20 protein-coding genes and 1 pseudogene are annotated in these 22908 nt (G+C 68.1%); 11 read left to right on the top strand and 10 right to left on the bottom strand.

Annotated elements, in window-relative coordinates; genetic code table 11:
* Positions 1 to 179 precede the first annotated feature (179 nt).
* From ABS361_13910 to ABS361_13935, 6 genes are all read left to right on the top strand, one after another.
* On the top strand, positions 180 to 374 hold the full coding sequence (locus ABS361_13910; GenBank protein XBY43193.1) for a cation transporter: 195 nt from the start codon (positions 180 to 182) through the stop codon (positions 372 to 374).
* Between the two features lie 97 nt (positions 375 to 471).
* Positions 472 to 2226 carry a glucan ABC transporter ATP-binding protein/ permease gene (locus ABS361_13915; GenBank protein XBY43194.1) on the top strand — a complete coding sequence of 585 codons (1755 nt, stop codon included), beginning with the start codon at positions 472 to 474 and terminating at the stop codon, positions 2224 to 2226.
* Positions 2227 to 2341: 115 nt separating this feature from the next.
* Positions 2342 to 2842 carry a cupin domain-containing protein gene (locus ABS361_13920; GenBank protein ID XBY43195.1) on the top strand — a complete coding sequence of 167 codons (501 nt, stop codon included), beginning with the start codon at positions 2342 to 2344 and terminating at the stop codon, positions 2840 to 2842.
* Between the two features lie 356 nt (positions 2843 to 3198).
* Positions 3199 to 3495 carry a co-chaperone GroES gene (gene groES / locus ABS361_13925; protein ID XBY43196.1) on the top strand — a complete coding sequence of 99 codons (297 nt, stop codon included), beginning with the start codon at positions 3199 to 3201 and terminating at the stop codon, positions 3493 to 3495.
* Between the two features lie 105 nt (positions 3496 to 3600).
* Positions 3601 to 5235, top strand: coding sequence for a chaperonin GroEL (groL, locus tag ABS361_13930; GenBank protein XBY43197.1), 1635 nt, complete (start codon positions 3601 to 3603; stop codon positions 5233 to 5235).
* A 408-nt stretch (positions 5236 to 5643) separates the two neighbouring features.
* Complete coding sequence (locus ABS361_13935; protein ID XBY43198.1) at positions 5644 to 6468, top strand: dienelactone hydrolase family protein; 825 nt, start codon at positions 5644 to 5646, stop codon at positions 6466 to 6468.
* 50 nt (positions 6469 to 6518) lie between these two features.
* On the opposite strand, the gene ABS361_13940 is transcribed toward ABS361_13935, so the two are convergent.
* The 3 genes and pseudogenes from ABS361_13940 to ABS361_13950 form a co-directional block, all read right to left on the bottom strand.
* A complete protein-coding gene (locus ABS361_13940; protein XBY43199.1) occupies positions 6519 to 7001 on the bottom strand; it encodes a hypothetical protein in 483 nt (160 codons plus the stop codon).
* Between the two features lie 442 nt (positions 7002 to 7443).
* A pseudogene (locus tag ABS361_13945) lies at positions 7444 to 8058 on the bottom strand (glycosyltransferase family 39 protein).
* A gap of 28 nt (positions 8059 to 8086) precedes the next feature.
* A complete protein-coding gene (locus tag ABS361_13950) occupies positions 8087 to 9196 on the bottom strand; it encodes a glycosyltransferase family 2 protein (GenBank protein XBY43200.1) in 1110 nt (369 codons plus the stop codon).
* A gap of 612 nt (positions 9197 to 9808) precedes the next feature.
* Between ABS361_13950 and ABS361_13955 the strand changes: the two genes are divergently transcribed.
* The 4 genes from ABS361_13955 (at position 9809) to hisG (ending at position 14274) form a co-directional block, all read left to right on the top strand.
* On the top strand, positions 9809 to 10207 hold the full coding sequence (locus ABS361_13955; GenBank protein XBY43201.1) for a DUF427 domain-containing protein: 399 nt from the start codon (positions 9809 to 9811) through the stop codon (positions 10205 to 10207).
* Positions 10208 to 10348: 141 nt separating this feature from the next.
* Positions 10349 to 11947 (top strand): histidine--tRNA ligase, encoded by a 1599-nt coding sequence (gene hisS, locus ABS361_13960; protein XBY43202.1) that lies wholly within the window; start codon positions 10349 to 10351, stop codon positions 11945 to 11947.
* Positions 11948 to 11998: 51 nt separating this feature from the next.
* The gene (locus tag ABS361_13965) at positions 11999 to 13297 is read left to right on the top strand and encodes an ATP phosphoribosyltransferase regulatory subunit (protein XBY43203.1); all 1299 of its coding nucleotides are present in this window, start codon (positions 11999 to 12001) and stop codon (positions 13295 to 13297) included.
* On the top strand, positions 13294 to 14274 hold the full coding sequence (hisG, locus tag ABS361_13970) for an ATP phosphoribosyltransferase (protein XBY43204.1): 981 nt from the start codon (positions 13294 to 13296) through the stop codon (positions 14272 to 14274). The genes ABS361_13965 and hisG overlap by 4 nt, the downstream gene beginning before the upstream one ends.
* Before the next feature lie 217 nt (positions 14275 to 14491).
* Here the strand turns inward: hisG and ABS361_13975 are convergent, their stop codons facing one another.
* Positions 14492 to 15136: a DNA-3-methyladenine glycosylase I gene (locus tag ABS361_13975; protein ID XBY43205.1), complete on the bottom strand. Its 645-nt coding sequence runs from the start codon at positions 15134 to 15136 to the stop codon at positions 14492 to 14494.
* 114 nt (positions 15137 to 15250) lie between these two features.
* Complete coding sequence (locus ABS361_13980) at positions 15251 to 15955, bottom strand: protein phosphatase CheZ (GenBank protein ID XBY43206.1); 705 nt, start codon at positions 15953 to 15955, stop codon at positions 15251 to 15253.
* Between the two features lie 297 nt (positions 15956 to 16252).
* On the opposite strand from ABS361_13980, the gene ABS361_13985 reads away from it, so the two are divergent.
* The gene (locus tag ABS361_13985) at positions 16253 to 17065 is read left to right on the top strand and encodes a L,D-transpeptidase (protein XBY43207.1); all 813 of its coding nucleotides are present in this window, start codon (positions 16253 to 16255) and stop codon (positions 17063 to 17065) included.
* A 101-nt stretch (positions 17066 to 17166) separates the two neighbouring features.
* On the opposite strand, the gene ABS361_13990 is transcribed toward ABS361_13985, so the two are convergent.
* From ABS361_13990 to ABS361_14010, 5 genes are all read right to left on the bottom strand, one after another.
* Positions 17167 to 17727, bottom strand: coding sequence for an N-acetyltransferase family protein (locus ABS361_13990; protein ID XBY43208.1), 561 nt, complete (start codon positions 17725 to 17727; stop codon positions 17167 to 17169).
* A 22-nt stretch (positions 17728 to 17749) separates the two neighbouring features.
* The gene (locus ABS361_13995; protein XBY43209.1) at positions 17750 to 18565 is read right to left on the bottom strand and encodes a DUF2189 domain-containing protein; all 816 of its coding nucleotides are present in this window, start codon (positions 18563 to 18565) and stop codon (positions 17750 to 17752) included.
* Positions 18566 to 18714: 149 nt separating this feature from the next.
* Complete coding sequence (gene glcF / locus ABS361_14000) at positions 18715 to 20037, bottom strand: glycolate oxidase subunit GlcF (GenBank protein XBY43210.1); 1323 nt, start codon at positions 20035 to 20037, stop codon at positions 18715 to 18717.
* A 7-nt stretch (positions 20038 to 20044) separates the two neighbouring features.
* Positions 20045 to 21289: an FAD-binding protein gene (locus ABS361_14005; GenBank protein ID XBY43211.1), complete on the bottom strand. Its 1245-nt coding sequence runs from the start codon at positions 21287 to 21289 to the stop codon at positions 20045 to 20047.
* Positions 21290 to 21300: 11 nt separating this feature from the next.
* Positions 21301 to 22797, bottom strand: coding sequence for an FAD-linked oxidase C-terminal domain-containing protein (locus ABS361_14010; GenBank protein XBY43212.1), 1497 nt, complete (start codon positions 22795 to 22797; stop codon positions 21301 to 21303).
* Positions 22798 to 22908 lie beyond the last annotated feature (111 nt).

The following is a 22908-nucleotide window of genomic DNA, read 5'->3' on the forward strand; positions in this document are numbered from 1 at the left end:
CCGTGGATCACCGCGCGAGGTGCCAGCGGGTGGCGACCGCGATCCGCGGCGGACGCGAGACGGCCATCTGGCTTTTTGCGTGGTTGACGCCGCCTGCGGCCCCATATGCTCTGACGACGACCGAACGGCGGGGCGGACGAAGCCGCCGCCCCCGCAAGGACCGAGACGAGGAGAGGCCGATGATCGCGATCGATGTCGAAGGCATGACCTGCATGGGCTGCGTGAAGAGCGTCAAGAACGCGCTCGCCAAGGCCGATCCCGCCGCCACCGTCGGCGTGAATCTCGAGACCGGGCGTGTCGAGATCGAGAGCGCCGTGCCGCGCGCGGCGCTGGTCGAGGCGATCGAGAACGCCGGCTACGACGTGAAAGCCTGATCGGCGCAGCGCTCCGGACCGCGACGCATCCCGATTGCCTTCCGCTACGGCGGAGCTTAATCGATGAGCGTCGTCGTCGCCGGAGCCCGCGCGTCCCATGTCCTTCTTCCGCGTCTATTGGCGCACCATCGGCCTGGTCGGCCCCGACAGGCCGCTCGCGATCGGGCTCGCCGTCGCCTCCGTCGTGCTCGCGGGCCTGCAGTTCGCCGAGCCGGTGCTGTTCGGCCGCGTCGTCGATGCGCTGTCGAAGGACCGGCCGGCGCTGGCGCTGGTCGCGCTCTGGGCCGGTTTCGGCTTCGCGGCGATCGCGGCCAACATCTTCGTGGCGATGTACGCGGATCGCATGGCGCATCGCCGCCGGCTCGCCGTGATGAAGATGTTCTTCGAGCATGTCGTCGAGCTGCCGGCCGCCTTTCACAGCGAGGCGCAGTCCGGCCGACTGATCGGCATCATGCTGCGCGGCACCGACCGGCTGTTCTCGATCCTGCTGTCGGTGTTCCGCGAGCACCTGACCGCAGTGCTGATGCTGGTGGTGATGCTGCCGGTGTCGGTCTGGATCAACTGGAAGATGGGCCTGCTGCTCGTCGGCCTGATGGTTGTCTACACGAGCCTCAGCGCGATCGTCGTGCGCAAGACCCGGCGCGGCCAGGAGGTCGCGGAGGGCTACCATTCCGAGCTCTCCGGCCGGGTGGTCGACGTGATCGGCAACATCGGCGTCGTGCAGAGCTTCGTGCGGCTCAAGGACGAGACGCGCGCGCTGCAGGCCGTGATGTCAAAGCTGATGGCAGCGCAGTTCCCGGTCTTGACCTGGTGGGCGGTCACCACCGTGCTGACGCGCGCCGCCGCGACCGTGACGATCGTGTCGCTGTTCGGGCTCGGCGCGGCGCTGCACGACAAGGGCGAGATCTCGGTCGGCGAGATCGTCAGCTTCGTCGGCTTCGCCGGCCTGCTGATCGGTCGGCTCGACCAGCTCACCTATTTTCTCGCCGACCTCGTCAAGGAAGCCGCCGCGATGCGGCAGTTCTTCGATGTGCTCGACCAGCGCTCGACCCTGCCGGAGAAACCGGGCGCGCCGGCGCTCGCGGTCGCGGCCGGACGTGTCGTGTTCGAGGACGTATCGTTTCGCTATCCGAACGCCTCGGCGGGCATCTTCGACGTCTCCTTCGTCGCCGAACCCGGGCAGACGGTCGCGATCGTCGGGCCGACCGGGTCTGGCAAGTCGACCACCATCGCGCTCCTGCAGCGGGCGCGCGATCCGGACGCCGGGCGCATCACCATCGACGGGCAGGACCTGCGCGACGTGTCGCTCGACTCCATCCGCCAAGCGATCGGCGTGGTGTTCCAGGATCCGGGCCTGTTCGATCGCTCGATCGCGGAGAACCTGCGCATCGGCAAGCCGGACGCGACCGAGGACGAGGTCCGCGACGCCGCCCGGCTCGCCGAAGCCGACGGTTTCGTCGCCGAGAAGCGCGGCGGCTATGATACCCGCGCCGGCGAACGCGGCCGGGCGCTCTCCGGCGGCGAGCGCCAACGGCTCGCCATCGCGCGCGCGATCCTCAAGAACGCGCCGATCCTGATCCTCGACGAGGCGACCAGCGCGCTCGACACCGAAACCGAGGCGCGGATCAAGATCGCGCTCGACCGGCTGTCGCAAGGCCGCACGACCTTCGTGATCGCGCATCGGCTGTCGACCGTGCGCTCGGCCGACCAGATCCTGTTCATGGAGGCCGGCCGGATCGTCGAGCGCGGCCGCTTCGAGGATCTCGTCCGTCGCGGCGGCCGCTTCGCGGCCCTGGTCGAGGCCGGCACCTTTACGGTCGAAGAGAAAAACGGCGAAATTTCACCGGGTTGAGCGCGATCCATCGGATTTTAGCGAAATCCGCAAGCGCGTTTTCAGAGCCGGATGTCAGGATGCGGTCATCCGAGCCGCGCAAGGACTGCCGCGGCGTGACGAACCGGGAGCCCGCATGTCGGACATCGCCTTCGCCGAAGTCGCCACCGTCCTCGCCGCCGCACGGCCCGCCATCGCGGGCGGATTCGGCGGCGCCGCACCGAGCGGCTTCGTGCTGGCACCCGACACGCGTTCGGACTGGCGCGCCGCGCCGATCGAGCCGAGCTGGATCCGCGCCGGTACGCCGGAAGCCGCCTATATCCCGCTCGCCGGCGGCGCGGACGGCTGGTCGACCGTGACGCTGTGGTCCTGCACGGAAGGCTCCTTCTCGTGGCAGTTCGTCTGGGAAGAGACCGTGCACATCCTGGAAGGCGAGGTCGACGTCGTCCTGCCGTCCGGCGAGACCCACAAGCTCGTCGAAGGCTCGGTCGCGTTCTTCCCCGCGCATTCCACCGCGGTCTGGACCGTGGTCCGCCCGGTGCGCAAGCTCGCGATCTGCCGGCGCGCCGTGCCGGGCAAGCTCGCGCGCCTCATCAAGGCCGTGAGCCACGCCCGCAAGATGCTCGGCTTCGCCTGAGCTGAGCCACCTGCCATCCGCTCTCGACCCGGTCGGACCACCGCATGCCGAACGCCCGCGCGTCTGCGTTTTCCAAACGCCGGCGGCGACTCCGTCGCATTCCTGTCGGCTTTCGATGCGATTGAAGCGCCGGCGTTAACTGAGCCGCAGCCGTTCGACGCCCAAACACCTGCACAGGCTTGACATCCCGCCCCTCCCCGGCCTATTGCAGCCGCGGTGTTAGCACTCACTTTTGGTGAGTGCTAACCGACCAGGATTTCCACTCCAGGGACTTCCCCCAAGGATTTCCAACGCGCCCGCCGGCCGCGCCATCGGCGCCGGAGACCGGCGGAGCCGCCTCCAGAGGACCAGTTCTCATGGCCAAGACCTCCTTCCGCCCGCTCCACGACCGCGTCGTCGTCAAGCGCATCGAAGCCGAGCAGAAGACCGCCGGCGGCATCATCATCCCGGACACCGCCAAGGAAAAGCCCCAGGAGGGCGAGGTGATCGCGGTCGGCCCGGGCTCGCGTGACGAGAACGGCAAGCTCGTCGCTCTCGACGTCAAGGCCGGCGACAAGGTGCTGTTCGGCAAGTGGTCGGGCACCGAGGTCAAGATCGACGGCCAGGATCTCCTCATCATGAAGGAGAGCGACATCCTGGGCGTGATCGCCTGATCACCCGATCGCCCGACCGTCGGGCGGCGCATTGAGCCCATTCCATCGGCCCCGCAGGCGTGATCGCCGCGGGGCTCGTACCCCGATACCCGAGGAGCAATTCCCATGGCTGCCAAGGACGTTCGTTTTTCCACCGACGCGCGCGACAAGATGCTGCGCGGCGTCGACATCCTCGCCAACGCGGTGAAGGTCACGCTCGGCCCGAAGGGCCGCAACGTCGTGATCGAGAAGTCGTTCGGCGCTCCGCGCATCACCAAGGACGGCGTCACCGTCGCCAAGGAGATCGAGCTGGAGGACAAGTTCGAGAACATGGGCGCCCAGATGGTGCGCGAAGTGGCCTCGAAGACCGCCGACCTCGCCGGTGACGGCACCACCACCGCGACCGTGCTCGCCCAGGCCATCGTCCGCGAGGGCGCCAAGGCCGTGGCCGCCGGCATGAACCCGATGGATCTGAAGCGCGGCGTCGAGCTCGCCGTCGTCGAGGCCCTGAAGGATCTCGAGAAGCGCGCCAAGAAGATCAAGACCTCGGCCGAGGTAGCGCAGGTCGGCACGATCTCCGCGAACGGCGAGAAGGCGATCGGCGAGATGATCGCCGAGGCGATGCAGAAGGTCGGCAACGAGGGCGTCATCACGGTCGAAGAGGCCAAGACCGCCGAGACCGAACTCGACGTCGTCGAGGGCATGCAGTTCGACCGCGGCTACCTGTCGCCCTACTTCATCACCAACGCCGACAAGATGATCGCGGACCTCGAGGATCCCTACATCCTCATCCACGAGAAGAAGCTGTCGTCGCTGCAGGCGCTGCTGCCGATCCTCGAGGCGGTCGTCCAGTCGTCGAAGCCGCTCCTCATCATCGCCGAGGACGTCGAGGGCGAGGCTCTGGCCACGCTCGTCGTCAACAAGCTCCGTGGCGGTCTGAAGATCGCGGCCGTCAAGGCGCCGGGCTTCGGTGATCGCCGCAAGGCCATGCTCGAGGACATCGCGATCCTGACCAACGGCCAGGTGATCTCGGAAGACCTCGGCATCAAGCTCGAGAACGTCTCGATCGACATGCTCGGCCGCGCCAAGAAGGTCACGATCGCCAAGGAAAACACCACGATCGTCGACGGCGCCGGCAAGAAGAAGGAAATCGAGGCCCGCGTCGCCCAGATCAAGGCCCAGATCGAAGAGACCACCTCGGACTACGATCGCGAGAAGCTCCAGGAGCGTCTCGCCAAGCTCGCGGGCGGCGTCGCGGTGATCCGCGTCGGCGGCGCGACCGAGATCGAGGTCAAGGAGAAGAAGGACCGCGTTGACGACGCGCTCGCCGCGACCCGCGCTGCGGTCGAGGAAGGCATCGTCCCGGGCGGCGGCGTCGCGCTGCTGCGCGCCAAGAAGGCGGTCGAGAAGGTCAAGTCTGACGTCGCCGACGTCCAGGCCGGCATCAACATCGTCCTGAAGGCGCTCGAGGCCCCGATCCGTCAGATCGCCGAGAACGCCGGCGTCGAAGGCTCGATCGTGGTCGGCAAGCTGCTCGAGGCCAAGGAGGCCAACGCCGGCTTCGACGCCCAGACCGAGACCTACGTCGACATGGTCACCGCGGGCATCATCGACCCGGCCAAGGTCGTGCGCACCGCGCTGCAGGACGCGGCTTCGGTCGCCGGCCTGCTGATCACCACCGAGGCGATGATCGCCGAGCTCCCGAAGGACAAGCCGGCGATGCCGGCCCCCGGCGGCGGCATGGGCGGCATGGACTTCTGATCCCAAAGGGATCGAAATGGTCTCATGAAATTGAAAGGGCGCGGCGCGAGCCGCGCCCTTTTCGTTTATCGGCGTCAGAGAGACGCTAATCTCGACCACAGGCTGAACGGGCCTCCCGGCATCCCCGGTTGCCGTTTTGAAAAAAGCCGCTAGCGTTGATCAAAACCCGTGTCGCGGTGCCGCGCCTCCAAGGGTCGCGATGAGAGGCGCTCAGGACACCCTGGGCGCTTCATTGCTTCAGCGAGGCTGTTACGGCGGGCAGACGCTTCCGCGACCTATCGACCCGCTCGCCGGGCCCTCCGAGTGCTCCCCCGCCCCGCTCTCGGCACAATCGCGGTGTCCTTCTCCGGCGAAGGATGCTAACCCGCATCAGGCCAAGCTTCGCCGTGTCGCCGGATCACGCCATCGATGTCCACGTCCCGGATCACGTCCTTCCGCCCGACCCGCCGATCGCTGATCCTCGGCGCCGCTGCGCTCGCCACGCCGGCGATGCTCTCGCCGGATACCGCCTTCGCGCAGGAGGCCGAGCCCGCGCTCGATCCGCGCTTCGTCGGCGAGACGGTGTCGTTCCCCGCCAAGCGCTGGACCATGAAGGGCTGGCTGGTGCGCACCCGCAGCGGCGGGCGACGACCGGGCGTGCTGGTGCTGCCGGATCAGCGCGGCTCGACGCCGAGCTTTCGCAACATCGCGCGTCGGCTCGCGGCCGAGGGGTTCGTCGCCTTCGTGCCGGATCTCGGCGCGCCGTTCGGGCTCGAGGGCGGCGGCGACGACGCCCGCATCGCGATCGCCAAGCTGACCACGGCCGAGGTCGTGCAACTGTTCGACGCCTCGCTCGACACGCTGGCGCGCCAGCAGGACTGCAACGGTTCGGTCGGCGGGCTCGGCTATATCTGGGGCGGCTCGTTCGTGCTGCAGCTCGCCATGGCGACGCCCTCGAAGCTCAAATGCGGCGTCGCTTACTACACGCTGCCGCCGAGCCCGGACAAGGCGCAGACGATCAAAGTGCCGATGCAGTTCCACTATGCCGAACAGGACGCGCGCACCGGGCCGGTGATCGACGCCTTCGAGAAGCAGCTGATCGGCCACAGCAAGGTCTACGAGCAATATATCTACGACGGCGTCGGTGCGTCCTTCGCCAACGAGACCATGACGCGCGCCTTCAATCGCGAGGCGACCGAGCTCGCCTGGGAGCGCACGATCGCATTCTTCAGGAAGACGCTCGCGACGGCCTGAGGCCGCGCGGTCGCTCATTTCAGGAAGACGCTCGCGACGGCCTGAGTCCCTCAGCGCTTCGGTGCCGGGCCGTCCGGGCCGAGCACGGCGCCCTTCGGGCCGCTCAGCCGATAGAGCGCATAGGTCTCGATCACGCGGCCGCCGGCGGTGCGATCGAGATCGGCGAGCCGCTCGACGGTCTCGAACCGATCGGCGAAGTCGGCGATGCGGTCGCGGTTGGCGCGCACGACGAACAGCGCAGGGCCGGCGATCCGCGCCGGATCGGGCGGGGCCAGGAAGCCGTAGCGCGCGCGTTCGTCGAGCTGCGCCACAGCATCGATGCCGAGATGCAGCATGAGCTGGCCGGTCAGCGCGTAGGTCGGCGTCGCGATCCAGCTCGCGCCGGCCTCTGCGCGGCGCTTTTCGACCGCCTGCGCAAAACCGTCCCAGCCGCGCATCTGCGAGGTCGGATCGCGCGCCGGCGGCAGGATCAGCAGCGGGAACGAGACGTGCAGATAGAGCAGCGCGGTGACGATCGCGCCGAGCGGCAGCACCGCGCGGGCGAGATTGTGAACAGCCGCCGACCGCGATCGCCGAGCCGGCCGATCCGGTCGAGCGGCAGCACGGCGAGCAGGATCGCCGCCGGATAGAGCGGCGCCGGCCAATTCGCCTCGACGCTGCCGTGGAAGGCGTGGAACACGAGGTAGGCAGCAAAGGGCAGCGAGGTCGCGAGCGGCAGCAGGCGGCACGGCCGACCGGATCGTCAGCCCTGGCACGGAACGCGATGCGCGCGCCCCAGACCGCGAAGGGCGCGGTCGCGAGCCCGAGCAGCGCCCATTGCGCGCCGAGGAGTTCGAAGATTGGCGCGATCGTGAAGCCATGCGGCACGGCGCGGCCGAACTGCTTCTCGAACGAGATCCACTGATGCGCCGCGTTCCAGGCGACCACAGGCGCGAACAGGGCGAGCGCGAGCGCGCCGCCGGCCCAGAGCTGCCAGGCGCGGAACCAGACCCGGTTCTCCGGCCGCCAGACGAGCCAGAGCACGATCCCGGCGCCGAGGAACAGGCAGGAATATTTCGACAGGAGCCCGAGACCGGCGAACAGGCCGACCGCGAGCCACCAGTTGGCGTTGCGCGACCGATCGAGCTCGGCCAGCGCCCAGAGCGTCGCGCCCCAGAAGAACACCGAAGGTGTATCCGGCGTCACCAGCACGGCACCGGCGCCGATCAGGATCGCAGCGTTGAACCACGCGACCGCGATGCTCGCCCGCGCCCGATCATAGAGCAGCGCCGCGGTGCGCCAGAGCATGAGCGAGCCGGCGAACACCAGGAGCGGCGCGAACAGCCGGACGCCGAGGCTGGTATCGCCGGCAATCGCCCGGCCGGCGCGGATCATCCAGGCGACGAAGGGCGCGTGATCGTAGTAACCGAAGGCGAGCGACAGCGACCAGAGCCGGTAATAGGCCTCGTCGTCGACCAGGCCGGTCCAACCGGCGACGATCAGGCGCAGCAGCGTCAGAGCAACGAGCGCGCCGAGCAGGCGCGGCGGCGGCAAGACCGGCAGGCGGCGTGAAGCCGCCGAGCCGGCGAGCGGGGCAGACGTCTCGGTCATGGCGCAACAGTCTCGGGCGGCACGCGCGTCACTTGTCGCGCCAGGTCAGGACCGAGCTCGCGGCGTAATTGAACACCGCCCCCATGATCGCTCCGGCGATGCCGGCGACCCAGAGGCTCGCCTTGAAGCCGTAGAGCCAGCTCGCGACGCCGACGTTGGCGAGCGTGCCGAACGAGCAGACCAGATAGAAGGTCAGGAGGCCGACGATGAACTGCAGGCCCTTCAGACGGCGATCGCGATAGGTGAGCTGGTTGTTGAGTACGAAGTTCCAGGTCATCGCGATCATGGTCGCGGCGAACTGAACGACCGAGAAATGCCCCCTCACCCAGCTGACGTCCATCGTCATGGCCGCGAGCTTGATCATAGCCAGGTGCACGATGATGCCGGAGACGCCGACGGCGGCGAACATCAGGAAGCGCACCGGCAGGATGCCGCCCGAGATCTTCGAGAACAGCAGGCCGAGGTATTCGGCGGTGACGAGCGAATCGAGCTTCGATTCGCCCATCTGCCGCTCGCGGAACGAATAGGGCAGTTCGACCGTCTTCAACGGCTCCGGCGTGGAGGCGACGATGTCGAGCAGGATCTTGAAACCCTCGCGCGACAACTCGCCCGCGATCGCCTCGACCCGTTCGCGGCGGATCATGAAGAAGCCGCTCATCGGATCGCTGAGTTCGACCTTCAGGAACCGGCGCGCCAGCGCCGTCGCGGTCTCGCTGCCCCAGCGGCGGATCGACGAGAAGCCGTCGTCCATCGAGCCGCCCTCGACATAGCGGCTGCCGACCGCGAGATCGGCGCCGGCGCGGATCTCGTCGAGCATGCGCGGCAGCAGCGTCTCGTCATGCTGGAGGTCGGCGTCCATCACGGCGACGACCGGCGCGGCGCTCGAAAGAATGCCCTCGATACAGGCGCCGGCGAGACCGCGGCGGCCGACCCGGCGGATGCAGCGCACGCGCGCATCCTCGCGCGCGAGATCCTTGGCGACCCGCGCCGTGCCATCCGGGCTGTTGTCGTCGACGAAAATGACTTCCCAGACGATGCCGGTCAGCGCGCGATCGAGCAGCGAAACCAGCGCCTGGACGTTCTGGGCTTCCTTGTAGGTCGGGACGACGATCGAGAGCTCAGGCGACGAGGGGACCATTGGTACCACGTTGACGCGGGGCTCCATCGCCTCTGCCTTTCCATCCACCAAACGCATTTTATTGTTCTGGCCTGCGTTACTCGCGCGATCACCGTGCTCGAAATCGCGGCAAAACACAATTCGCCGCATTGCAATATGCAGCGGTTCTCAAGGGGGTGTGACCTGCCCGACGACGCGAGTGGCGCGGCATATGTTCCACGACCACGGCCGAATTTCGGCGGCGACGCCGCTCCTCCCCAGCCGCCCGGCACAGCCCGGCATCACGACTGACGCATGCGGACCCTTTCGAGCGGGCAAAACGACAGCCGTACGTAGCGTCATAAAGGCGGATACAGGATATCAACGAGCGAAAAACAACCCAGAACGCAGCACATGCAATAAAACAACCAGACAAACCTGCAATTCATTCCGCAACTCAATTACTTTGCACCGCAACATTGAAAACGTCAGACCCCATGACGAATTCGCATCGCGGAATTCGATATTCGAAACGTTACGATACAATTTCATGAGGGAAATATACTATTTTTTAATATATGAAAATCTAAGCTAATCTCCTGAAAGAAGAGATGCGATTGCGTCGTCAGTCGCATTGAGAACAGGGCAGCGGACATGCGCGGCCGCCATTTCATCAGGGGCGTCATCTCCATCGAAGATCCCGTTCGCTTCGAAGTCGGAGGCACCACGCTCGCGCGCACCACCCATTGTCTCGAGGTGGTCGAGGCCGACGAACCCGTCAGCTTCTATGTACCCTCGACCGATGTGGATCGTCGGCATCTCGTTCCCTCCGGCGCGGTGCTGGTCTGCGAGGAACGCGGCGCGGCGGAGATGTTCGACATCGTCGTCGACAATCTGCGGCTCAAGCGGGCCGCGTGGATCTATCCCATGCCGCGCCAGGCCTATGCCGATCTGCATGACCACATCGGCTTCGACGGCCGTCATGTGGCGCTGATCAACGAGGCGCCTGCGCGGCGCGTGCCGTTCCCGACCAAGACCCGCCGCGACGCGTGAACCGACGGGCAACGCTCATCGCGGGTCGCCACGAGCGCGGCCGGCTTGCCCGCGCCCCATCATTCGTCTACGAACCCCCTGCCCGGTCATAAGGCCGGAAAATCGAGGGCATCCGCCCGTTTGCGATCAGGGTTCAAGACAATGGCGTCCGTCGACAGGCTCAAGGCTCGGCTTCCACGCGGCTTCGTGGATCGCGCGCCGCACGAGATCAAGACGGCCGAGAAGATGCTCGCCGTCATCCGCGAGACCTACGAGCTCTACGGCTTCGAGCCGGTCGAGACGCCGCTCGTCGAATATACCGACGCGCTCGGCAAGTTCCTGCCCGATCAGGATCGCCCGAACGAGGGCGTGTTCTCGTTCCAGGACGACGACGAGCAGTGGCTCTCCTTACGCTACGACCTGACCGCGCCGCTCGCCCGCTACGTGGCGGAGAACTACGAGCGGCTGCCGAAGCCCTATCGCAGCTATCGCGCCGGCTGGGTATTCCGCAACGAGAAGCCCGGCCCGGGCCGCTTCCGCCAGTTCATGCAGTTCGACGCCGATACGGTCGGCGCACCGTCGGTCGCCGCCGATGCCGAGATCTGCATGATGGCCGCCGACACGCTTGAAAAACTCGGGCTGAAGCGCGGCGACTTCGTCGTCAAGGTGAACAATCGCAAGGTGCTCGACGGACTGATGGAGGCGATCGGTCTGGGCGGTGACGAGCACGCCAAAACGCGGCTAGCTGTGTTCCGAGCCATCGACAAGCTCGACAAGTTCGGCACAGACGGTGTGTTCAAGCTGCTGCGCGAGGGTCGCCTGGACGAGTCGGGCGATTTCACCAAAGGCGCGGGGTTGTCCGACGACGCGGCCAACAAGGTATTGTCGTTCGTCGGCGGCGTTGGCGAGGCTTGGTCTTCTCGGAAGAACCCTGACGCGCCGGGCGATGATGAGTTCATTGGATACCACGATCCACAACGCCTCGCAGCGCCCGTGTCGTGGAACCCTCCCGGGGCGGTCATGTACTACGACACGGACCTTCTCCTTGATAATTGGGAGGCGATCGTTGGCTCCACTCAAGCCGGGCGCGAAGGGATTTCGGAACTCAGGGATATCGTTCGACTGACCAGAGCGTCCGGATATGGCTCAAAGCGCATCCGAATTTCGGCAGAAACCATTCGTGGCCTCGAATACTACACCGGCCCGGTCTACGAGGCGGAGCTGACCTTCGAGGTGCCGAACGAGGACGGCCAGATCGTGCGCTTCGGCTCGGTCGCGGGCGGCGGACGCTACGACGGGCTCGTGTCGCGTTTCCTCGGCGAGAGCGTGCCGGCGACGGGCTTCTCGATCGGCGTGTCGCGGCTGCTCTCGGCCTTGAAGCTCAAGGGCCTGCTCGGCGCCTCGGAAGAGGTCGGTCCGGTCGTCGTGCTCGTCATGGACAAGTCCGAGATCGGCCGTTACCAGGCCATGGTCGCGACACTCCGCGCCGCCGGCATCCGCTCGGAACTCTATCTCGGCGGCTCCGGCATGAAGGCGCAGATGAAATACGCCGACCGGCGCAATGCGCCCTGCGTGATCATCCAGGGTTCGGACGAGCGCACCCAGGGCGTGGTCCAGCTGAAGGACCTGATCGAGGGCAAGCGGCTCGCGGCCGGCATCACCGACAACAAGGAATGGCGCGAGAGCCGCCCGGCGCAGGTGACCGTGCCGGAGATGGAGCTGGTCGCCGCCGTGACCGAGATCCTCGGCCGGCACCGCTGAGCGGCCGGGCACAGGGCGAACCCGTCTCGATCGTTGGGGTGAGGGGCTGACATGGCCAAGAAGAGCATGACCGGACCGATGGCGGGGGGCTCGCGCCTCCTCGGCCGCCATCCGCTCGCCGACCGTTTCGCCGAGATCCTGACCGGCGCCGGCATCGAGACCGCGGAGCACCTCGAAGCCATGCTCGGCATCGGCGAGGCCGGTGAGGCCGACGCCGATCCGGCGGCGCAGTTGCTCGGCCTGTTCGAGGAAGAGGCCGAGGCGGAGATGGTCGAGCCGGCGATCCTGCTGCCGGCCGAGCTGTTCCTCGACACCGCCGGTGAGGACATCCGCCGGCGCCTGTTCGTGACCGCGGACGCCGAAGGCCGCGAGATGTGCCTCCGGCCTGATTTCACCATTCCGGTCTGCCGGCATTATCTGGCGCAGGGCGAGGCCGGCCGGGTGGCGAACCTCGCCTATTTCGGCCCTGTCTTTCGCCAGCGGCCCGGCGAGACCGGCGAATTCCTGCAAGCCGGCATCGAGATGTTCGGCAATGACGATCCGGCCGCGGCGGATGCCGATGCGCTCCGGCTCGCGGTCGAGGCAGTCGCGCTGTTCGGCGTCGACGACCCGCAGGTGCGGCTCGGCGACGAGGGTCTGTTCACCGCCGTGATGGAAGGGCTCGACCTGCCGCTGCCGTGGCGGCGGCGCCTGCGCGCCGTGTTCGGCGACCGGGCGCGCATGGATCAGGCGATCGCCCGGCTCGCCGGTAGTGGCGCCGGCTCCGAGCTCGTGCAGCATGCCGGCTTCCTCGGCGCGATCGCGGGCGCGAACCGCGAGGCCGCGCAGGCCGTGGTCGAGGATCTGCTGGCGATCGCCGGCATCAAGGCGGTCGGCGCGCGCACCGCGCACGAGATCGCGGAACGCTTCCTCGATCAGGCCACGCTCGGCGGCGGCGGCGGGCTCTCGGCCGAGAAGGCCGGGGTGCTGACCCGCTTCCTCGACATCGCGGGTGCGCCGGACGTCGCGGCCGATCATCTGGAGCGGTTCGCGCGCGAGGCGGGGCTCACGATCGATCCCGCGATCGACCTGTTCGTACGCCGCAACGAGGCGCTGATCGACAGCGGCATCGACCTGCGTTCGCTCGGCTTCGCCGCCGATTTCGGCCGGCACCTTGACTACTACTCCGGCTTCATCTTCGAGATCCGCGATCCCGAGCGCGGCGACGACAAGCCGGTCGTCGGCGGCGGCCGCTACGACGGCCTGCTCGAACGGCTCGGCGCCGGGCAGCCGATCCCGGCGCTCGGCTTCTCCATGTGGCTCGATCGCCTCGGCGTCGAGGGCTACGGCCGCGAAGGAGGCCGCTCGTGAGCGAGACCAACCTCGTCATCGGAATTCCGTCCAAGGGCCGGCTGCAGGAGAACACCAACGAGTTCTTCAAGCGCGCCGGCCTGCCGGTGCTGCAGCCCGGCGGCGCCCGCAACTATCGCGGCCAGCTGGGGGGCCTGCCGGGCGTCGAAGTCGCGTTCCTGTCGGCCTCCGAGATCACCAAGGAGATCGCCAGCGGCAACGTGCATTTCGGCGTCACCGGCCTCGATCTCGTGCAGGAGACGATCCCGGGCTTCGCCGAAAAGGTGCATCTGGTCACCGAACTCGGCTTCGGCTTCGCCGACGTGGTCGTTGCCGTGCCGATGGCCTGGATCGACACGGCGGCCATGGCCGACGTCGCCGACATCGCGGCCGAATTCCGCCGCCGCCACGGTCACCAGCTCCGGGTCGCAACCAAATACGTCAACCTGACCCGACGCTTCTTCGCCGAGCACGGCATCTCCGACTACCGGATCGTCGAGAGCCTCGGGGCGACCGAGGGCGCGCCGGCCTCGGGCGCGGCGGAGGCGATCGTCGACATCACCACGACCGGCTCGACGCTCGCCGCCAACAACCTGAAGATCATCGCCGACGGCGTGATCCTGAAGAGCCAGGCGCATCTGGTCGCCGGCCTCGCCGCCGACTGGAGCGCGACGGCGCGGGCACAGGCGCGGGCGATCCTCGACCGCGTCGCCGCCGAGGCGACCGCCCGGTCGATCCGCGAGGTGCGCGCGCATGTGCCCGACCGATCGAAGGCGGCCGCCGCGGCGGCGCGGTTCGGCACAGTGTCGCCGTTCGGATCGAGCGACGGCGCCGGCATGCTGACGCTGCATGTGCCGACGAAGCTCGTCGCCGATGTCGCGACCGCGCTGCGCGCCGAAGGCGCGCCGGTGGTGGCGGTCCGGACGCTCGAATACGTGTTCCAGGACCAGAACCGGCTCGCCGACGCGCTCGAGGCTCGGCTCGCACCCGGTCTCTGAACCGCTCGCAGCGCGCAAAAAAGAGGCCGCTTCCTCCCGGAAGCGGCCCTTGAAGCTGAACGGCCGATCGGGGCGGACCGTCAGGACGTCGTCCGGGCGCCGCTCGAAGGCGGACAAGGTGCCCGGTAACCATCGATCATATTACGTTGCGGCATATGCGCCGGATCAGCGCTTTCGGACTGATTCCAGGAACAACGCGGGCGCCCTGAAGGCGCCTTCACTTCGGCGGCGCGAAAGCCTGCTGCTCGGTCTCGCAGACCGCGCGGAACGCGCAACCCTCGACGTGGTCGTTGACGAGCCCCATCGACTGCATGAAGGCATAGACCGTCGTCGGGCCGACGAAGCTCCAGCCGCGCTTCAACAGGGCCTTGGACAGCGCGATCGACTCCGGCGTCTTGCCGAGCGTCCGCAGGGTCGCCCAGTCGCAGACCGCCGGACGCGACGCCGGATCGGGCCGATAGCGCCAGACGAAGGCGGCGAGCGAGCCGACCTCGCTCCGCAGTTCGAGAACCCGGCGGGCATTGTTGATGGTCGAGACGATCTTGCCGCGGTGGCGCACGATGCCGGCGTCGGCGACCAGCCGCTCGACGTCCGCCTCGCCGAAAGCCGCCACCGCCTCCGGCTCGAAGCCGGCGAAGGCGCGTCGGAAATTCTCCCGCTTGCGCAGGATCGTCAGCCAGGAGAGCCCGGACTGGAAACCTTCGAGGCAGAGCTTTTCATAGAGCGTGCGGTCGTCGGCGACCGGCCGGCCCCATTCGCGATCGTGATAATCACGGTAGTCCGCGAGCCCGCCGTGCCAGGCGCAGCGGCACAGGCCATCGTCTCCGCGGATCAGGCCGGGCGGCAGTTCTTCGGCAATCATCGGATGGTCCCTCCTCCCGGAGGAACCGCTTAGCACCGCGCGGTCGCGTGTGCGACCCGGTTCCGCGGCCGGCGACCCGGCCATTGGCCGGCGCGCGCCCGCATGTTCGCCGGATCAGGCGAACAGCGCGTCGATGTCGTCCTGCGAGGCGATGTTCTTGTCGGCGTCGAGCGCCGGACCGTTGAGCAGAGCCTGGTCGCCCATGCGATGTTCGAGCTCGACCTCGATGTCGCGGAAGCTGTCGACGCCGCCCCAGATGTCCATCATCTTGACGATACGCTCCTCGACGAAGCGCAGCGTATTGACGACCTTGGTGATGCGCTGGCCGGTCAGATCCTGGAAGTTGCAGGCTTCGAAGATCTGGATGATGTTTTCCTGGATGTCGGAGGCGAGACCCTGATCGTCGCCGTTGAGCTTGGCAGCGAGCGTGTTGGCGCGGTCGTCGATGATCTCGGCTGCGGAGAGAATGACTTCGGTCGCGTTTTCGGTGCCGCCGACGACGGCGTCGAGTTCGTCGGTGACGCGCGACAGTTCATGGCCGTTGCAGCCGGAGACGTGCAGCGTGGCGATCTCGCGCTTGGTGCGATTGATCGCTTCGTAGATCAGGTCCATCTCGGCCTTGATCTTCATCGCCTCCTGATGCTCGCGGCGCATCTGCTCCATGCCGCGCTCGCTGAGCTCGGAGGTCGGCGCGATCAACTGCTTGAGGGCCTTCAGTTCCGCCATGAGCTGGCGATGCCGGACATCGGCCGGATCGGCACTGACCCTGCCCTCGCCCTGAGCGATCGATTCGATGCGGAAAACTTTCCGTGAGCCCATGGGGAGACATCCGCGCCCAAAATTCTGATGTTCCAATGGTTAGCCTTGCGGCATTAACGAAGTGTTCCCGATATGCGAATGGCGGGGCACTATTATGATAGATGGCGCTAACGCAGCGTTCACCATGCTCGTGAACCCGCCGCTAACCATAACGAAACCTTTTGAGGATTGGTGAATCGGCGAGCCGCGCGCGTTCACCATTCGGTTGCCATCGCCCCGTCACTCTCGCTCCCAGACCACGCCCGGGCCAGACGACCCGTGCCGCGGCCCTCTGTTCCAGCGATCGAGCCTGTACCGATGACGATCCATCGCGCGTTTCTCGTTGTGGGCCTTCTCGGCCTCGCCCCCCTGTCCGCGGCTGCCGGCACCGTCGACGATCGCTATGCGCCGCGCCCGCCAGTGCTGCTCTCGCCGGATCTGGCGGAGCCGTGGATCATGCAGCTCCGGCCGCGCTACCGCGACAGCGTGATGGGCGCGCCCATCGCAGTGACCACGCCGCCGCCGCGCTATGTTCGCTCCGAGAGCTACTCCCGTGCCGAGGGCTATGCCCGACCGGTCGTGGTGGCGCCGTATCAGGCGCCGGCCGCGGCCGCGCCGGCCAACCCCGGCTACCAGCGCCAGGCCGCGATCGACCCGGCCGCGAGCCGCCGGTCGCAGCGCGAGCCGGATCCGAAGTTCCTGCCCACGGTGATCGACTACACCGGCCCGCAGAAGCCGGGCACGATCATCGTCAACACCGAGGAACGCTATCTCTATCTGGTCGAGGAAGGCGGCAAGGCGCGGCGCTACGGCGTCGGCGTCGGGCGGCCCGGCTTCCAGTGGGCGGGCGAACACCGCGTCACCCGCAAGGCCGAGTGGCCGGACTGGACGCCGCCGGCCGCCATGCTGAAGCGCCAGCCGCATCTGCCGCGCCACATGGACGGCGGCCCGAACAACCCGCTCGGCGCCCGTGCCCTCTACCTCGGCTCGACCGAATACCGCATCCACGGCTCCAACGAGCCCTGGACCATCGGCCAGTCGGTCTCCTCGGGCTGCATCCGCATGCGCAACGAGGACGTCACCGATCTCTACGGCCGCGTGAAGGTCGGCACCAAGGTGATCGTGATCTGAGATCCAAGAATCCGGCCGGCGCGCGGATCCACGCTCGCCGGCGTCCGCTCGGCCGTTTCGGCGACACGGTCGGGTGGTGAGCGGTTCACCGCCCCGTCCTTTCAGCCGGCCGGCCGACGGTGCAGATCCGGCGCGGCCTCGACCGGCAGCGGTGTGCCCTGCCCTTCTCCGAGCGGGCGCTGCATCAGCACGCTGTCGACCCAGCGGCCGAACTTGAAGCCGATCGCGGTCATGCGCCCGACCTCGACGAAGCCGCAGGCGGCATGCAGGCCGATCGAGGCGGCGTTGCCGCTGTCGCCAATCACCGCGATCATCTGGCGGTAGCCGAGCGCGGTGCAGTCGCTAACGAGGCGCTCGATCAGCAGGCGCCCGACGCCGCGGCCCCGCGCGGCCTCGGCGACATAGACCGAATTCTCGACCGTGAAGCGATAGGCGGGACGCGTGCGATAGGCGCTCGCATAGGCGTAGCCGAGGCATTCGTCGCCCTCGACCGCGACGATATGCGGGTAGCCGGCCGCCAGAACGGCAGCCCGGCGCCGGGCCATTTCGGCCACGCCGGGCGGATCGACTTCGAAGGAGGCGAGACCGGTCAGCACGGCCCGGTCGTAGATGGCGGCAATAGCCGGAATGTCGGCCTCGACCGACGGTCTCAATGCGATCATTCCGGCTCAAACCTCGGGCGGATCAGGATTCGACCGCCCGACGATAGACGTGCCAAGTCGCATGGCCAAGCAGCGGCAGCACGAAGAACAGGCCGAGGAACATCGGCAGGATGGCGATTGCGAGCATGGCCGCTATGAAAATCGCCCAGCCGGCCATCGGGCCGGGGCTCGCCACCACCGCGCGGATCGAGGTGATCATGGCAGTGACGAAATCGACGTCGCGGTCGATCAGCATCGGATAGGACACGCAGCTGACCGCGAACAGGACCGCGGAGATCAGCGCGCCGACCAGATTGCCGACCAGCAGGAAGGCGATGCCCTGCGGGGTGGAGACCACCGCGCTGAGAAAATCGCCGAACTCGACCGGACGGACGCCGAAGAACAGCGCGTAGATGAAGCCGGCGGCATAGACCCAGCCGATCAGGCCGAACACCGCGACCAGCGCCATGTAGCCGAGTTCACGGCCGCCGTGGTGCGGGATGGCGGCGAGCACGCGATCCCAGGTCGGCGTCTCGCCGCGCTCGAGCAGGCGGCTGACCTCGTAGAGCGCGACCGCGACGAGCGGGGCGATCAGCGCGAAGCCGGCGGCGAGCGGGTAGACCAGAAAGCCGAGATCGAGACTGGTCGCCGTCTCGAAGATGGTGATGCCGCCGACGGCATAGATGCCGCCGAAGATCAAGCCGAAGGTCGGCGCGGCACGGAAGTCTCGCATGCCCGCGGAGAGCGCGGCCGAAATGTCGTCGACAGTCAGCGCCCGGACCTTCGGCCCGGAATCAATCGATTTAACGTCTGAGTTAATCGATTTAATTCCGCGATGATCGCCGGCAAATCCAGACATGTCTTCCTCCTGATCGCCGTTGAGGTGACGACCTAGTGTTTCCTCTTATGCGGCAGAGTGACACGTTTGCTCGCTTTGGCAAGCCGGAATGTTTGCGCTCGGGGATCATCCCGATGACGTTGCAACCGTTCTCGCCCGATCGGCGGGGCTCAGCCGCGCGGATCCGGACCGCCCCAGGCCCAGTCCAGGAGTTCGACCGTGTGCAGGATCGGCGTATCCGTCCCGGTCGCGAGCTGCGTCATGCAGCCGATGTTGCCGGCCGCGATCAGATCGGGCGCGGCGCGCGCGATGTTATCGAGCTTGCGATCGCGCAGGCGGGTGGCGAGTTCGGGCTGCAGGATGTTGTAGGTGCCGGCCGAGCCGCAGCAGAGGTGCCCCTCGGGCGGATCCTTGACCACGAAACCGGCCTTGGCGAGCAGGTCCTTCGGCGCGTGGGTGATCTTCTGGCCGTGCTGCATCGAGCAGGCCGAGTGATAGGCGACCGTCAGCCCCCCGGCGATCTCGGGCGCGACCACCGGCTCCGGCAGGTCGAGGCCGGCGAGGAACTCGGTGATGTCCTTCGCCAGCGCCGAGACCGCGGCCGCCTTGTCCTTCAGCGCCGCGTCGTCGCGGAACATGAAGCCGTAGTCCTTGATCGTCGTGCCGCAGCCCGAGGCGGTGACGATGACCGCGTCGAGACCGGCGCCGCCGCCCTCGCGCGTCTCGCGCCACCAGCGTTCGATGGCATCGGCGGCGCGGGCGTGGGCGCCGTGCTCGCGACCCATGTGGTGCTCGAGCGAGCCGCAGCAGCCCTCGCCGGCGACCACGACCTCGATGCCGAGCCTCGTCAGCAGCCGGACCGTCGCCTCGTTGATCTCCGGCCGCAGCACCGGCTGGGCGCAGCCGGTCAGGAGCGCGACGCGGGCGCGCGGCTTCGCGGTCCCGGCCGGCCGGTGGCTGCCGGGCCGCTCCAACCGCGAGCGGCCGGCGAGGCGGTTCGGCGCGAGCCGCAGCATGGCGGCGAGCTTCGGGCCGATCCGCGGCACGTGTTTCAAGACCGGCGCGGCGAGCCGGCCATAGAAGGCGCCGAGCAGCGCCAGCCGGAACCGGCCGCGATGCGGCAGCACGTTGGCGAGCAGGCCTCGCATCAGCCGGTCGGCGAGCGGGCGCCGATAGGTGCGCTCGATATGGACGCGCGCATGGTCGACCAGATGCATGTAGTGCACACCTGAGGGGCAGGTCGTCATGCACGACAGGCAGGAGAGGCAGCGATCGACATGCTTGACCGTCTCGGCGTCGGCCGGCCGGTCGTTCTCGAGCATGTCCTTGATCAGGTAGATGCGACCGCGCGGGCTGTCGAGTTCGTCGCCGAGCAGCGCGAAGGTCGGGCAGGTGGCCGTGCAAAAGCCGCAATGCACGCACTTGCGCAGGATCTTCTCGGCTTCGGCGGTCGCCGGATCGGCCAGTTGCGCGAGGGAGAAAGAGGTCCGCATCGGTCGCTCAGTTGCTCGCCGCCATGCGGCCGGGATTGAGGATGGTCTCGGGATCGAAGGCTTGGCGCACGCGGGCCGACAGCGCGGCGAGCGCCGCGGACTGCGGCTCGAACACCGCCACCGTCGCCCGAACCGCGGCCGGGGCGCGGACCAACGTCGCGTGACCGCCGCCGGCCGCGCGGACCGCGGCGCGCACGATCGCGGCGCCGGCGTCCGGCGTGTCGGCCGGCACGGCGAGCCAGACGAGGCCGCCCTGCCAATCGTAGAACGCCTCCGCGCCCGGCAGCCGAGCCCGGACCGCGGCGACGGCGACAGCGCCGGCCATCGGGGCGAGCGACAGGCGCCAGAGCAAGGGCGCGGTGTCCTCGGTTGCGCCGGCCGTCGGCCAGAACGGCCGCACGTCGCGGATCGCCGTCCAGAGCCGCTTCGATGGTTCCTCGGCGAGGCGGGCGACGGTTCCGAACGGCGCGAGCAGCTTCGACAGGCGGTCGGCGCGCTCGGCGACCGAGACCGGGATGCCTTCGAGGCGCAGACAGGTCGCGGCGCGGCCGAGGCCCGCGACCTCGGCGATACCGGCCGCCGCCGGGGCCGGCAGATGCGCGGCGGCGGAAACCTCGGTCGGCGACCCCATCGCCGCGCTCATCGCCTCGGCCGCACGGGCATCGTCGAGACCGGCGACGATGATGGTCGTGCTGGTCTCGGGGCGCGGCAGGATCTTGCAGGTGATCGAGGTCAGCACGCCGAGTGTGCCATGGGCGCCGGTCAGCAGCTTGGCGAGATCGTAGCCGGTGACGTTCTTCACCACCCGGCCGCCGGACTTGAATACCTCGCCGCCGCCCGTCACCGCCGTGATGCCGAGGATGTGGTCGCGCGCGGCGCCCTTGGAGAGCCGGCGCGGGCCGGCGATGTTGACGCCGATCGCGCCGCCGAACGTGCCCTGGCCGGCGGGCAGACCATAGAGCGGGCCGTAGTCGGCCGGCTCGAAGGCGAGTTCCTGGCCATGGGCGGCGGCAAGCGCCTCGATCTCGGCGAGCGGCGTGCCGGGCCCGGCCTGCAGCACGAGTTCGTCCGGCTCGTAGAGCGCGATGCCGGCGAGCCCGGTCGTGTCGAGCACGGCTGCGGCCTGAACGGGCCGGCCGAGGCCGCGCTTGGTGCCGCGGCCGACGACTTCGAGCGGCGTGCGGGCCGCGACCGCGTCGCGGATGATGGCGCGGACCGCGTCGGTCGTCTCCGGGCGATGGTGCTCGGTCATGGTCGCCTCGCTCAGAACCGCGGCAGATCGGGGAAGCGCGTCGCGCCGGCGTGGACATGCATGCGGCCGAGTTCGGCGCAGCGATGCAGGTTCGGGAACACCTTGCCCGGATTGAGCAGGTGGTCCTGGTCGAAGGCGCATTTGAGCCGGATCTGCTGGTCGAGATCGGCTTCGGCGAACATTTCCGGCATCAGGTCGCGCTTCTCGACGCCGACGCCGTGCTCGCCGGTCAGGACGCCGCCGACCTCGACGCAGAGCCGCAGGATGTCGGCGCCGAAGGCCTCCGCCTTTTCCAACTCGCCGGGGATGTTGGCGTCGTAGAGGATCAGCGGATGCAGGTTGCCGTCACCGGCGTGGAAGACGTTGGCGCAGCCGAGGCCGTAGTGCTCCGAGAGCTCGCGCATGCGCGCCAGCACTTTCGGCAGTTCCCGGCGCGGGATCGTGCCGTCCATGCAGTAGTAGTCGGGCGAGATGCGGCCGACGGCCGGGAACGCGGCCTTGCGGCCGGCCCAGAAGGTCAGGCGCTCGGCGTCGCTGGTCGAGATCCGGCACTCGAAGGCACCGTTCTTCAGCGCGATCGCCTCGACACGCTCGATCAGGTGCGCGACCTCGACCGGCGGGCCGTCGAGCTCGACGATCATCAGCGCCTCGGCGTCGCGCGGATAGCCGGCGTGGACGAAGTCTTCTGCCGCGTGGATCGCCGGCCGGTCCATCATCTCCATGCCGCCCGGAATGATGCCGGCCGCGATGATCTCGGCGACGCACTGGCCGGCCGCCTCGCTCGAATGGAAGCCGATCAGCACCGCGCGCGCCGATTCCGGGGCGCGCAGCAGCCGGACCGTCACTTCGGTCACGACGCCGAGCAGACCCTCCGAGCCGACGATGACGCCGAGCAGGTCGTAGCCCTCGGCATCGAGATGCTTGCCGCCGAGACGGACGATCTCGCCCTCGATGGTGACGAGTTCGACGCCGAGCACGTTGTTGGCGGTCAGGCCGTATTTCAGGCAGTGCACGCCGCCGGAATTCTCCGCGACATTGCCGCCGATCGAACAGGCGATCTGCGACGAGGGATCGGGCGCGTAATAGAAGCCGGCGTGTTCGACAGCGCGGGTGATGCCGAGATTGGTGACGCCCGGCTGCACCACCGCGGCGCGGTTGGCGAAGTCGATGTCGAGCACGCGGTTGAACTTCATCATCGACAGGAGCACGCCGTCGGCGAGCGGCAGCGCGCCGCCCGACAGCGAGGTACCAGCGCCGCGCGGCACCACGCGGATGCCGTTGGCGTGGCAATACTGCAAGATCGCGGCAACCTGGGCCGTCGTCTCGGGCAGGACGACGACCATCGGCAACTGCGCATAGGCGGTCAGGCCGTCCGATTCGTAGGGCCGCATGCCGCGTTCGTCGGCAATGACGCCCTCGCCCGGCACGATCGCGCGCAAGGCGGCGACGATCTCGGCGCGGCGCGACAGCACCACGGCATTCGGCTCCGGCATGGCGAGAGTGGTCATGGCGTCTCGGCCTCGCTTCCCTGGCGATCCAAATCGCGGCCCGCGCCACGATCGGTCGTCTCGTATCGGCATGTCGACTTGCGCGGCACCCTAGCAGTGGTCCGAAATTTT

Source organism: Ancalomicrobiaceae bacterium S20 (assembly GCA_040269895.1).
Taxonomy (GTDB): domain Bacteria; phylum Pseudomonadota; class Alphaproteobacteria; order Rhizobiales; family Ancalomicrobiaceae; genus Methyloraptor; species Methyloraptor flagellatus.